The organism is Candidimonas humi (assembly GCF_019166065.1).
GTDB lineage: Bacteria > Pseudomonadota > Gammaproteobacteria > Burkholderiales > Burkholderiaceae_B > Candidimonas > Candidimonas humi.
The window spans coordinates 184378-196303 of record NZ_JAHTBN010000001.1; the positions used below are offsets into that span (position 1 = coordinate 184378).

At 67.0% G+C, this 11926-nt stretch carries 10 protein-coding genes; 3 read left to right on the plus strand and 7 right to left on the minus strand.

Going from position 1 to position 11926, the window contains the following annotated elements; all coding sequences use genetic code 11:
* Positions 1-21: 21 nt before the first annotated feature.
* The 4 genes from KVP10_RS00845 to imuA form a co-directional block, all read right to left on the minus strand.
* Entirely contained in the window at positions 22-480 is a 459-nt protein-coding gene (locus KVP10_RS00845) for a GatB/YqeY domain-containing protein (RefSeq protein ID WP_217962576.1), read from the minus strand.
* 246 nt (positions 481-726) lie between these two features.
* A complete protein-coding gene (locus KVP10_RS00850; protein ID WP_246600227.1) occupies positions 727-3990 on the minus strand; it encodes an error-prone DNA polymerase in 3264 nt (1087 codons plus the stop codon).
* Positions 3991-4131: 141 nt separating this feature from the next.
* Positions 4132-5688 carry a Y-family DNA polymerase gene (locus KVP10_RS00855; protein WP_217962578.1) on the minus strand — a complete coding sequence of 519 codons (1557 nt, stop codon included), beginning with the start codon at positions 5686-5688 and terminating at the stop codon, positions 4132-4134.
* Positions 5618-6349, minus strand: a complete 732-nt coding sequence (gene imuA / locus KVP10_RS00860; RefSeq protein ID WP_246600228.1) for a translesion DNA synthesis-associated protein ImuA — start codon at positions 6347-6349, stop codon at positions 5618-5620. The genes KVP10_RS00855 and imuA overlap by 71 nt, the downstream gene beginning before the upstream one ends.
* Positions 6350-6519: 170 nt before the next feature.
* Between imuA and ypfH the strand changes: the two genes are divergently transcribed.
* The gene (gene ypfH, locus KVP10_RS00865; protein ID WP_217962579.1) at positions 6520-7329 is read left to right on the plus strand and encodes an esterase; all 810 of its coding nucleotides are present in this window, start codon (positions 6520-6522) and stop codon (positions 7327-7329) included.
* 69 nt (positions 7330-7398) lie between these two features.
* Here the strand turns inward: ypfH and KVP10_RS00870 are convergent, their stop codons facing one another.
* From KVP10_RS00870 to pbpG, 3 genes are all read right to left on the minus strand, one after another.
* Complete coding sequence (locus KVP10_RS00870) at positions 7399-7785, minus strand: carboxypeptidase-like regulatory domain-containing protein (RefSeq protein WP_217963047.1); 387 nt, start codon at positions 7783-7785, stop codon at positions 7399-7401.
* Positions 7786-8154: 369 nt separating this feature from the next.
* Positions 8155-8952, minus strand: a complete 798-nt coding sequence (locus KVP10_RS00875) for an NRDE family protein (protein ID WP_217962580.1) — start codon at positions 8950-8952, stop codon at positions 8155-8157.
* Between the two features lie 38 nt (positions 8953-8990).
* A complete protein-coding gene (pbpG, locus tag KVP10_RS00880; protein WP_246600229.1) occupies positions 8991-10010 on the minus strand; it encodes a D-alanyl-D-alanine endopeptidase in 1020 nt (339 codons plus the stop codon).
* Between the two features lie 473 nt (positions 10011-10483).
* Here pbpG and aqpZ point away from each other — a divergent pair, with 473 nt between their 5' ends.
* Together aqpZ and KVP10_RS00890 are read left to right on the plus strand one after the other, a co-directional pair.
* Positions 10484-11188 carry an aquaporin Z gene (gene aqpZ / locus KVP10_RS00885; RefSeq protein WP_217962581.1) on the plus strand — a complete coding sequence of 235 codons (705 nt, stop codon included), beginning with the start codon at positions 10484-10486 and terminating at the stop codon, positions 11186-11188.
* A 56-nt stretch (positions 11189-11244) separates the two neighbouring features.
* The gene (locus KVP10_RS00890; protein ID WP_217962582.1) at positions 11245-11892 is read left to right on the plus strand and encodes a DNA-3-methyladenine glycosylase I; all 648 of its coding nucleotides are present in this window, start codon (positions 11245-11247) and stop codon (positions 11890-11892) included.
* Positions 11893-11926 lie beyond the last annotated feature (34 nt).

Sequence of the window (11926 nt, forward strand, 5' to 3'; positions counted from 1 at the left end):
CGCGGGCTGGCGCCCTCAGGATCAGGCCAGCCTGGCCTTGACTTGGGCCGAAACGGCGGCCATGTCGGCACGGCCGGCCAGTCGCGTTTTCAGCAGGCCCATGATCTTGCCCATGGCAGGACCGCCGCTCAGGCCTTGAGCGGCGATCTCGGCCATGGCCGCCTGGATGGCGGCATCGACCTCTTCGGCGCTGGCGGCCTGGGGCAGGAATTCCTGCAGCACGGCCAGTTCGGCCTGTTCCTGCGCGGCGGTTTCGGCACGGCCGGCCTGCTCGAAGGCGGCAATCGATTCGCGCCGCTGTTTGACCTGTTTCTCGATGATGGCGGTGACGGCGGCGTCATCGAGTTCGAGGCGCTCGTCGACTTCTTTCTGCTTGACGGCAGCCAGCAGGAAACGCAGCGTGCCCAGCCGCGCGGTATCCTTGGCGCGCATGGCGTTCTTGACGGCCTCGGCCAGCCGAGGCTTGAGCGTGTTGCTCATGTTTTATTTCCCATAGTCCGGTGCGGGTTTGCGATGGCGGCGGCAGTTGCCCTGGATAAAACCTGGCCGCGCCTTGCCGGCGCGGCGCGCTTGTTGCGGCGCCTGGAAACCCGCATGCATGTTCCGGCGCCGGCCGATTGCGCGGCGTCGTGCTACCGGCATTTTACCGTGCGCCGCGCGGGCGCCGGGCAGCGATGTAAATCGCCTGCGCCCTGCCCGTTCGACAGTGAAAGCCGCGGGCGCTCTTCAATGGAAATCGCGGCTGGGGACTTCCAGGCCGCCCAGCAGCTGGCTGAGATCCACCAGGCGGTGGGCGATCAGGTGCGCGACCTCGTGGCGCCGCTGCCAGACGCCGTAGACCCCCAGCAGGCGGGCGTGCACGAGTTCGGCGCGCTGGCGCTCGACCAGCTCGGGCCGCACTATCAGATTGACCGCCCCGGTTTCGTCCTCGATGCTGACGAAGACAATGCCCTTGGCGGTCAGGGGGCGCTGGCGCATGGTGACCAGCCCGCAGGCCCGCGCCAGGCGCCGGTCTGGATAGCCGGCGAGATCGGCAGCGCAGGCGAAGCGCCGCGCCTGCAATACCGGGCGCAGCAGCGCCACGGGATGGCGGCCCAGCGTCAGCCCGGTGGCGCGGTAGTCGGCCAGCACGGCCTGGCCTTCGGTGGGGGCGGGCAGCACGGGCTGTTCCGCCTCGACAATGGGGGCGGGGCGCAGCATGTCCCTGAACGGAATGCTTGCCGCCTGCCAGTGGGCCTGGCGCCTATGGCCGCTGAGCGAGCGCAACGCGTCGGCGGCAGCCAGCGCATCCATGTCGTGGCGTTCCAGGCCGGCGCGCAGCGCCAGGTCATGCGTATCGGCATAAGGCCTTGCGCGCCGGGCTGCCTCGATGCGTTGCGCCGCCTGGGACGACAAGCCCTTGACCTGGTTCAGCCCCAGCCGCACTTGGGGACGGGGCACGGCCGGGTCGGGATCGTAAGGCCCCAGATTGCCGGCGGACTGCGCTTGCGCAGTGGGAGCAGGCGGGCCGCCCGGTGTTGCGCGGCCAGGCGCATGCCTGTCCGGTGCAGGCCCATTCGGCGCGTGCCATTCGAAGCCGGCTTCCCAGTTGCTGGCGGCGACGTCCACCGGCAGCACTCGCACGCCGTGCCTGCGGGCGTCCTGCACCAGTTGGCGCGGGGAATAAAAACCCATGGGCTGTGAATTCAGCAAGGCGGCCAGAAAGGCCTCGGGCTCGTGCCGCTTGAGCCAGGCGCTGATGTAGGCCAGGATGGCGAAGCTGGCCGCGTGGCTTTCGGGGAAGCCATATTCGCCGAAGCCTTCCAGTTGCTTGAAGATGCGTTCGGGGAAATCTTCGCCGTAGCCGTTGCTCTTCATTCCTTCTATCAATTTGTCGTGGAACTTGTGGATGCCGCCCTTGCGGCGCCAGGCTGCCATGGAGCGGCGCAGCTCGTCGGCCTCGTCGTCGCTGAAACCCGCGGCTTCCTTGGCGATCTGCATGGCCTGTTCCTGGAAGATGGGTATGCCCAGGGTGCGCCCGAGTATGCCTTCCAGGCCGGGCGGACAGACGTCGGCCTGGAATGTCTCGCGCTGCTGCAGGTAGGGATGCACCATGCCGCCCTGGATGGGGCCGGGCCGCACGATGGCCACTTGCACCACCAGGTCGTAGAAGGTCTTGGGCTTCAGGCGCGGCAGCATGCTCATCTGCGCCCGCGATTCGATCTGGAACACGCCTATGGTGTCGGCGCGCTGGATCATCTTGTAGACCTCGGCATCGTCGCGCGGTATGGCCTGCATGGGCATCGGCTCTTGCCGGCACCAGTGGGTCAGGGCCAGGGCGCGGCGCAGCGCTGAGAGCATGCCCAGGGACAGCACGTCGACCTTGAGCAGGCCCAGGGCGTCGAGATCGTCCTTGTCCCACTGGACCACGCGGCGCTCGGGCATAGCCGCGTTTTCGATGGGCACCAGGCGCGTGAGCTTGCTGCGCGCGATGACGAAGCCCCCGGGGTGCTGCGACAAATGGCGCGGAAAGCCGATCAGGTGCTCGGTCAGCCAGACCCAGGACTGGATCGTGGGGGATTGCGGATCCAGGCCTTGCGCGGCAGCCTTGGCCAGCAGGGCCTGCTTGCCGTCCCAATACTGGCAGGAGCGCACCACGCGTTCTATGAGTTCCAGGTCCAGCCCCAGCGCCTTGCCGGTGTCGCGCAAGGCGCTGCGCAGCCGGTAGGTGATGGCGACCGCGGCCAGCGCGGTACGGTGGCGGCCGTATTTTTCGTAGATGTACTGGATGATTTCTTCGCGTCGCTGGTGTTCGAAGTCTACGTCGATATCGGGCGGCTCGTTGCGCTTGCGGCTGATGAAGCGCGCGAACAGCAGCTTGGTCTGGGTGGGGTCGACCTCGGTGATGCCCAGGCAGTAGCACACGGCCGAGTTGGCCGCCGAGCCGCGGCCCTGGCACAGTATGCCCAGTTCGCGGGCTTGCCGCACGATGTCGTAGACGGTCAGGAAATAGGGTTCGTATTCCAGTTCGGCAATGATGGCCAGTTCGTCTTCGAGCTGTTTGCCGACTGCGTGGGGAATGCCGCCGGGGTAGCGCCGCCGGGCGCCGGCATAGGTTTGTTCGCGCAGGTAGGTCTGGACGCTGTGGCCGGCCGGCACGATTTCTTCCGGGTATTCGTAGCGGATGTCGTCCAGGTTCAAAGTGCAGCGTGCGCTGATTTCCATGGTTGCCCGCAGGGCGTCCACGGGAAAGAGCAGGGCCAGGCGCTCCAGCGGCCGCAAGTGCTGCTCGGCGTTGGCCTTGAGCGCATAGCCGCATTCGCTGATGGGACGCTTGAGGCGGATGGCCGTCAGGGTATCGTGCAGCGACTGGCGCGAGCGCTGGTGCATTTCCACGCCGCCCAGCGCGGCCAGGGGGATGCTCAGCCGCTGCGACCAGGCCCGCAGCGCGGCATCGGGACGCGTGTCGCCGGCCCGATAGTGCCGGCTCAGCCCCAGCCACAAGCGGCCGGCGTAGGCTGCGCGCAGCGCTTCCAGTTGCGCTTGCCAGGCCTGTTGCCGCGACATGTCGCCGGGCTTGAAGATGACCAGGCAGTCCGGCAGATGGCGCAGGTGTTCCCAGCCGCGTGGAGGCGAAAGCATGTCGGACGCTTCCAGGCGGTAGCTGCCTTTGGCGCAACGCGAGCGTGCCAGGGTGATCAGCTCGGACAGGTTGCCGTAGCCCTCCAGCGTGCGGGCCAGGACGATGAGCTCGGCGGGGCCGTCGTCCAGGACGAACCGGCTGCCGACGAGCAGCTTGATGCCGGATTCCTTGGCCGCGACGTGCGCCCGCACGATGCCGGCCAGCGAGCATTCGTCGGCCAGGGCCAGGGCCCGGTAGCGCAGCGCAGCGGCTTGCTCTACCAGTTCATGGGGATGCGAGGCGCCGCGCAGGAACGAGAAGTTCGACAGGCAGTCGAGCTCGGCGTAGCCGGGCAGCGCCAGGCCGGGCATGGCACAGTCGGCGCGCATGGCGGATGAGTCGGGCGAGGCTGGCGGATCAGGCGAGGCGGGAGACATGGCGGGCAAAAGTAGCGGGAAAGTAGCGGGAAAGTAGCGGGAAAGTAGCGGGACGGCGACGGAAGATATGGCGGGCGCGGCCTGTGCCGCGGATCAGGCGAACAGGCCGTGCAGGAACCAGCGCGGCTGGCCGGGCTTGTGGTCCAGGTAGATCCAGTAGCGTGCCGCGGAGGCGTCCTGGGCCACGAAGTAGTCGCGCGAGACATGCCCGGCATCGTCCCACCAGCCGGCCTCTATGCGTTCGGGCCCGCGCACCAGCCGCAGCGCCGCACCCTGGTAGCAGGGGCGGTCGTTGCGGGTTTCGAGGGGAATGGCGGCGCGCAGCAGCCAGAAGGGCCTGTCTGTGCCGGGAAAGCGGCCTGCTGCCTGGCCGTCGGGCGTGTCGGATGCGCCGGCCGCGTCGACGGTGGGCGCGTCTGCTGCTTCTTGAGGCCGCGCGGCGCCGCGGCCGGGATAGGAATCCGGTGTCAGGGGTTCCCACAGATTGGCGTGTTCGGGCCGGTGGTCGGCGCGCGGGCGGGGCTGCCACAGGCCTTGCGGCCCCAGGCGGACGCGCAGCACGTCCAGCAGGCGGCCTTCGCGGGAAGCCCACTGTGTTGGTTCGATGAACAGGCCCTGGCTCTGTCCGGGCCTGGCTTCGATGCGATCGACGGAGAGTTCCAGCGCAATGGCGGGAGCTTCCAGGCTCATGCCGCGCAGGCGTTCGTCCAGGACCGCCAGGAAATCGCCAGCCTGCCATGCGGCCTGCGAGAAGGCCAGGCCCAGGGCGGTGGGAGGCCTGGCGTGGCGGCCTTTTTCGTGATGCAGCAGGAAGTCGAGCCTGTCGGTGGCGCCGTGCCGCGCCTGCAGCCAGCCGCACAGCAGTTCGATGAGCCGGACCGCCGCATGCCGCAGGCCGGCGACGTGCTCGATGCGCTCGATGAAATCGTGGCGCTGCGCGAATCGCGGCGGCGCCTCGAACCATACGAAGTGCTCGTCGGCGTCGCCATAGGCCGCATCCAGGCTGCGAACCACGGCGGGCGCGCTGCGGCGCTGCAGGCCCTTGCGAGGCAGGCAGCGCAACTGGCCCAGCGTGCTGCAGCCTATGTCGTCGAACCAGGCGGCATGGGTCTCGCCGGCGGGCAGCGAGGCGGCAGGCAATTCGTCCAGCAAGCGCCGCAGCGTATCCGTGCAGAGCGTGCGGCGCCGCACGCCCGTACCTGCGCGCCAGGCCAGCATGCAGGCGCCGGCGGCGGTGGGGGCCATGCCCAGGCGGGCCCTGGCCTGCAGCGCGGCGAGACTGGCGGCGAGCCTGCGCCCGAGGGCGCGCGGGCCGCCGAACAGGCGCAGGCTGGCGCCGACATCCAGCACCAGGGTGTGCGCGTCGAAATAGGCCAGGCGCGGCGTGTATTGCAGCATGGCGAGCGCCAGTTGCCGCAAGCAGGCGTCTTCGGCCTGCGGGTCTTCTTCGCGCAGGATGATGCCCGGCGCCAGGCCCAGCGCGCTGCCGCGGCGCATGCCCGGACGCAGCCCCAGGGCCAGGGCGGCCGGCGTGCAGGCGCAGACCCGGCCCTGGCGCAGGACCGCCGCCTGCGGCGCCTCAGCCGACCAGTTCGGGAACAGGGCGTCCAGGCTGTGCGTGGGCAGGTAGAGGCTGATCCAGAGCTGCATGGGACGAGGCGGCGTCGCTGCGGGAACGCATGCCGCCGAAGGACAGGACGATGGGATGCGGGCAGGCCGGCCCGTGCCGCTTGACGATGGTCAGGGATAGCCCTTGCGGCGCGGGGGCCAGTTGCAGGCGCAGCGGCGCGGAGCTGGGCTGGTGCGCGGCTTCGACCGGCCGGAACAGGGCGCACAGCGTGTCGCTGCCCTGTGCCAGCCACTGCAGGCGCCGCAATGCGGGGGAACGTATATGGCCGGCCCAGAGCAGCACGGCGGCGCAAGCCTGGTGCCGCAGTATCTGTTCGACGGCCCACAGGCCGTCGGCGGCCGTGGCGGGGCAGACCCAGAGCAGGCGCCGTTCTTGCAGGCGCCAGCGCTGCCAGCAGGCAATGTCGGGTACATGGGGCGGATCGACCAGTACGATGCGCCGGCAGGGTTCCAGCCGCTGCAGGGCGGGACGCAGCAGCTGGACTTCGCCTATGCCGGGCCGGCAGGGCATGAGTTCGACCAAGGCGCCCAGGGGCCAGCCGCCGCCGGGCAGTTCGCGGTCGAGCTCGGTGTAGCCGGTGGAGAGGGTGGCCTGCCGCCCCTGCGCGAGTTGCGAACCCCGCCACAAGGCGGGGTGGATGCGCTCGGGATGCAGCAGGGCGGGGGAACGCGGGGGCTTCATGGTCTGCCTGGTGCTTATGTTTCGGCTTATGTTCCGGCTATTTTACTGTATAAAAAAACAGTATTGTAGGGGGCATGGCAGGATTGATGTAAGTGTGTATCATCGAAATACGAGCTTGCGCGCGCCGGTGCGCGCCGCAATCCTGCAACGCGACACACCACAGCACCTCTATGCCGATCACGACACCCGCAGCCCCCGAACCCTTGACCCTGTTTCCCGAGCAAGGCGCCCCGCAGCAGCTTTTCGTGCTGGTGCACGACGAGGCGGCCGGCCCGCAGCAACTGCTGCCGCTGGCGCAGGCCTGCAAGAAGACATTCGTCAATGCGCTGGTGGTACTGCCGTATGGCCCGGTCCGCGATGAAAACGGCCAGTACGGCTGGCTGGAACCCGACCCCGATGCCCAGGGCGAAGCGAAGCTGCCCGAACGCGTGGCGCGCGCATTGCCCGCATTGACGGAACTCGTACGGGGCCTGCAGGCCCGCTACGAATTGTCCGGCGAGCAAACCGCCCTGGCGGGCTTCGGCGTAGGGGCGATGCTGGTGCTGGAAGCCTGCTCGGCCCAGCCCGGCCTGGCCGGACGGGCCCTGGCTTTTTCCGGGCGTTACGCCCGCCTGCCGCTAGAGGCGCCGCCGGTCACTACCTTGCACCTGCTGCACGGCGCCGCCGACCGGGTCATCCCCGCCGATCGGGCGCGCGAAGCGCACGCCCACCTGGCTGAACTGCGCGGCGATGCAACCCTGGACATCGCCTCGACCGTCGGCCATGAATTGCACGAAGCCCTGATCCAGCAGGCCCTGCACCGCCTGCAGACCTGCCTGCCCCTGAGAAGCTGGGAAGCGGCGCTGGGCGAACTGAGCCGGCAAGCGCAAGAGCAGGACGATGATGCCGATACGGGCGCAGCGGCATCCGGCGGCTCCGCGTCGGACGATACGCCCTCGGGCACGCCGCCGGACCGTGGCGGCAAGCCTACCTTGCACTGAGGCCGTAAAGGCCCGGCCGCAAGCCTGGTTCCTTACGGGGCATGCCCGCCCGGGCCATTTCCGCCCGGGTCACTTCCATTCGAAGACGGCGCGCGCCGTGCCCTGGTCGTGCACCTGTACGCTGCGCGATTGGGTCTGGCCCTTGTAGGTGGCGAACACTTTGTAGTCGCCGGCGGGCAGGCGCACCAGGAAATAAGGCCCCTGGGACGCGGCGTTCAGCACGCTGGCGTCGTGGCTGTCGCGTATGACCACCTGCACCTCGGCCACATAGGCGGCATTGCCGTCGACATTGCTGGCGAATGTCAGCGCCAGCGGGAACTGGGTGGCGGCTTCTTTGAAGGACGCGGATTCGTCGCTGCCTATGCCGCCGCTGACGTATTCCACCGAGCCTTGGTGTTGAAGGGGCGGCAGCGCGGCATAGGCCTGCGCGCCCGCCAGCACGCCGGCCAGCAGCATTGCCGCCCACGCCAGTTTCGGCGCGGCGCGGCGGCGTGCGCCAGTGGAAGAATGCACAGTGCTTGTGGAAATTTTCTGCATGTTTTTCTCCTGGAGGACTGGCTTTCGATCTACCGATTTTATTCCTGCAGCGGCCGATACGCTTTTTTACGATCGTCCCTGGGGGCGTACGCAAGGCAGCGCCATGTCGTGAAAGGCGAGACTGTGAAAGCGGATGTCACGGAAAAAGCAGCGCCATAGAACCAATGGCACCACAAAAAACAGTGTCGCGACGCGGCCTGTAAAAACAGGGCGTAAAACTAAAAACAGGCAGCAAGACCGAAACCCGCTGCGACCACGATAAACACGAAAGCCGTGTCTATTGGATGATCAGGCGCGGCTCGAGTTCCGCGTCGTGCGCGTGTAGGGCCAGTCATGGCGCTCGATCGCAATGCCTTGCGGATCGTATGTGGTTTCGCTCAGGATGCAGTGGCCGTCGGCGCGCATGGCCACTACGGTGGAGCAGCGCGTGCCGTAGTCGGGGCTGACGATGAAGGGACTGCTCAGCAGCCGTTCGCGCTCGAGCGGAATGCCGGTGCGCGGCAGCGTGTGGTCTTCGGCCGGCGTGCGATCGCGCAAGATCTCGAATACCGGCGTAAGCGAACGATCGAGCCCGGACGGGTCCAGGGCATCCAGGGCGGCGCGCAGCCGCCGCGACTTGGGCCAGGGCGTATCCAGCAAATGGTTGGACAGCACATAGCGGCCGGCGGCCAAGCTGCGCACCTGGCCCGCGGGGTCGCGGTTGCCGAGATAATACGCACCCTCGGCATCGCCCACGATCAGATTGAAGCCGTTATAAGCGGCGGCGCTTGCGTGTACCTGCCGGATGTAGGCGCCGGCGTCCAGGCCGCCCGAGAGGAAATCGCTGACCAGCGCGCCGCGCGACGGCGCCGCGGGCAACTGTCCGGCAGCCGGGTCGCGATAGTTGGTGATCAGTGCATAGCGGCCGTCGCGGCGCACCCCGAGCCAGGTGCCGCCGGCGCGCACGTCGGTGCCGGCGATGATGTCGGGTTGTTGCGGCCATGGCGCGGCCGCGAGGGCGGGGCGTGCGTGGAATTCGTCGCGATTGGCGGCGACCAGCACCGGCCAGTCGCGATGCGCGCCCAGCGCCAGATAGGCTATGCACATGCGGCGCGTACCGGCAAGGCGGGGCGCGGGCCCGCGCCTTACATCATGGCCAGGTTGGTTTCGCGCTCGACCAGGTTGCGCACCCGCACGGCGTCACCGACGCGGGAATAGCGCCCGACCGAGTTCAGCAGCACGATGGCGACTTCGCGGCGGTCGATGCGGGTGAGCATGACCAGGCATTCGCCGGACTCGTTGATGAAGCCGGTCTTGGAGATCTGGATGTCCCACTTGTGGTTGCGCACCAGCCCGTTGGTGTTGTTGAACGCCAGGCGGCGGCCGCGCCCGATGTCGACTTCGTAGTGGTCGGCGGTGGTGTAGCGATGGATCAGCGGTTGCTTGCTGACGGCCACCAGCAGCTTGACCAGGTCGCGCGGGGTCGAAACATTATCGCTGGACAGGCCCGTGGGTTCGAGGAAATGCGTCTTGCGCATGCCCAGGGCGCGAGCCTTGTCGTTCATGGCGCGCACGAAGGCGCGCACGCCGCCCGGATAGTTGCGGGCCAGCGCATGCGCTGCCCGGTTCTCGGATGACATCAGCGCCAGGTGCAGCATGTCGGTGCGGCTCAGGCGGGCGCCCACGACCAGGCGCGAACGCGAATGGCGCAGGTGGTCGACGTCGTCTTCGGTGATGGTAAGCATCTCGTCCATGGGCTGCTTGGCCTCGGTGACGATCAGCGCGGTCATGAGCTTGGAGATCGAGGCGATGGGGCGGACTTCATCGCTGTTCTTGTTGTAGAGCACCGTGGAATTTTCGAGGTCCTGGACGTAGGCGACTTCAGACTTCAGGGATGCGTGGGCGGCCAGCGATTCGATGCTGCGGCGCGCGGCGGTGTCGCGGCTGTCGTAGGAAACCTTGCGCACGCCGGATTCGTGGCCGCGCCGCACATTGGTGCGATGGATGACATGATGGCGATGCACCACCTTGCGGGCGTGATGGACTTTCTTGGCCTTGGTTTGCACATGCGACGCCGGCCCGGCAGCCTGAGCCGCCGTAGGCATGGCAAGGCTGAAAGACAATGCCGCGGCGGGCAACAGGGCCAATAGAATCTTGTGTTTCAAGAAGTGTCGCATGATGATCGCTGGGCGGTTGGGCATCGAGATTCGCGTCGCTCTGGTGGGCGAGCGTAGTGGAGCAGATAATATCAGAGAAAAACAAAAAAGTACCAGTATTATTAGCTAGTTACATCATTTATTTAAGTTGGATTTTAAGTGGAGGCGGGGATTTGTCCGCCCGCTGTCTATTTTCCTGTTGATAGATACAGTGTTTTGCCGCAAGCAAGCGCAAATGTCGATGCGCAAGGCCGCCATGTCGATTATTCGACAAAAATTGTCAATTCGGCTGCGGCGCATGTCCTGATTCCGCATTGCGACATTACCATGTCAGGCCGTGGGCGCGCATCGGTATGAGCATCAGTTGCGTCCGCAAGCGGGTGGCGGCCCGCGAGGGCCGATGCGCCTGGATCGGCATCGCTTGCCGGGGCCGCCCGGTTCTTTCTTGCAATGATCGTAGAACTGAAGAACAGGAGAAAGTCATGCCATTGTCCAAACGCGCCCTGGCGGAATTGATCGGAACCTTCTGGCTGGTATTCGGCGGCTGCGGCAGCGCCGTGCTGGCCGCGGGCTTTCCGCAATTCGGCATAGGCTTCGCGGGAGTCGCCCTGGCGTTCGGGCTGACCTTGCTGACCATGGCTTTCGCCATCGGCCATATTTCGGGCTGCCACTTGAATCCGGCAGTTTCCATAGGCCTGGCCGCGGGCGGGCGCTTTCCCGCTCGCGAGCTGCCGGCCTATATCGTTGCGCAAGTGATAGGCGCCATCATCGCGGCCTCGGTGCTGTATGTCATCGCCAGCGGCAAGGCCGGATTCAGCCTGTCGGCGGGCCTGGCCTCGAATGGCTACGGCGCGCACTCGCCGGGCGGATACCCCTTGCTGTCCTGCGCAGTGATAGAAGTGGTGATGACCGCGGCATTCCTGTTCGTGATCATGGGCGCCACCGACAAGCGGGCGCCGGCGGCCCTGGCGCCGATCGCGATCGGCCTGTGCCTAACCTTGATCCACCTGGTCACCATCCCGGTAACCAATACCTCGGTCAACCCGGCGCGCAGCACGGGGCCAGCCTTGCTCGTCGGCGATTGGGCCCTGTCGCAGCTATGGCTGTTCTGGGTCGCGCCCATCGTGGGCGGCATCATCGGCGCGCTGATCTACCGTTGCGTGGCTGGCGAGCCGCCGCGCGACTGAGTGTTCTATAGTACGGTCATTCGACTGCGGCCGCGGCCGCCAACGGAGTGATCGATATGGGCGAGAATCGGGCAGCCGCAAGCGGCCTGTTTGCGGGCGAAGACAAGCTCAAGCGCTGCATCTGGTGCCAGGCGAGCGAGGCCTATCGCCATTACCACGACCATGAGTGGGGCTTTCCCGTCATCGACGAGACGCGGCTGTTCGAGAAGATCTGCCTGGAAGGTTTCCAGGCAGGCCTCAGTTGGAGCACCATCCTGCACAAGCGCCCGGCGTTTCGCGAGGCTTTCGCCGGCTTCGACATGGAACGCGTGGCGCGCTTCGGCGCGCGCGACGTGCAGCGCCTGATGGACAATGCCGGCATCGTGCGCCATCGCGGCAAGATCGATTCGGCGATCAATAACGCAAAACGGGCGATCGAGCTGCGCGAGCAGTACGGCTCGCTGGCGGCCTACTTGTGGCGCTACGAACCCGAACGCGCATCGCGCCCGAAACGCATCACCTACGAGGCGCTGCGTACCATGACGACGTCGCCCGAATCGGTGGCCCTGTCCAAAGACTTGAAAAAACGCGGCTGGACCTTCGTGGGCCCCACCACCATGTATGCGCTGATGCAGGCCATGGGGCTGGTCAACGATCACGTCGACGGTTGCCACGCCCGCAAGCAGGCGCTGGCGGCCCGCGTCGACTTGCAGGTTCCGGTTTGATGCGGGCCCGGTTTTTGCGGGCCCGGCTTACGCG

Bases quoted from the DNA above. Each gene is read 5' to 3' on its own strand.
- KVP10_RS00855 (WP_217962578.1), bottom strand. From the start codon at position 5,688: ATGCAGCTCTGGATCAGCCTCTACCTGCCCACGCACAGCCTGGACGCC.
- imuA (WP_246600228.1), bottom strand. From the start codon at position 6,349: ATGAAGCCCCCGCGTTCCCCCGCCCTGCTGCATCCCGAGCGCATCCAC.
- KVP10_RS00845 (WP_217962576.1), bottom strand. From the start codon at position 480: ATGAGCAACACGCTCAAGCCTCGGCTGGCCGAGGCCGTCAAGAACGCC.
- KVP10_RS00870 (WP_217963047.1), bottom strand. From the start codon at position 7,785: ATGCTGCTGGCCGGCGTGCTGGCGGGCGCGCAGGCCTATGCCGCGCTG.
- aqpZ (WP_217962581.1), top strand. From the start codon at position 10,484: ATGCCATTGTCCAAACGCGCCCTGGCGGAATTGATCGGAACCTTCTGG.
- KVP10_RS00890 (WP_217962582.1), top strand. From the start codon at position 11,245: ATGGGCGAGAATCGGGCAGCCGCAAGCGGCCTGTTTGCGGGCGAAGAC.
- KVP10_RS00875 (WP_217962580.1), bottom strand. From the start codon at position 8,952: ATGTGCATAGCCTATCTGGCGCTGGGCGCGCATCGCGACTGGCCGGTG.
- ypfH (WP_217962579.1), top strand. From the start codon at position 6,520: ATGCCGATCACGACACCCGCAGCCCCCGAACCCTTGACCCTGTTTCCC.
- KVP10_RS00850 (WP_246600227.1), bottom strand. From the start codon at position 3,990: ATGCGCGCCGACTGTGCCATGCCCGGCCTGGCGCTGCCCGGCTACGCC.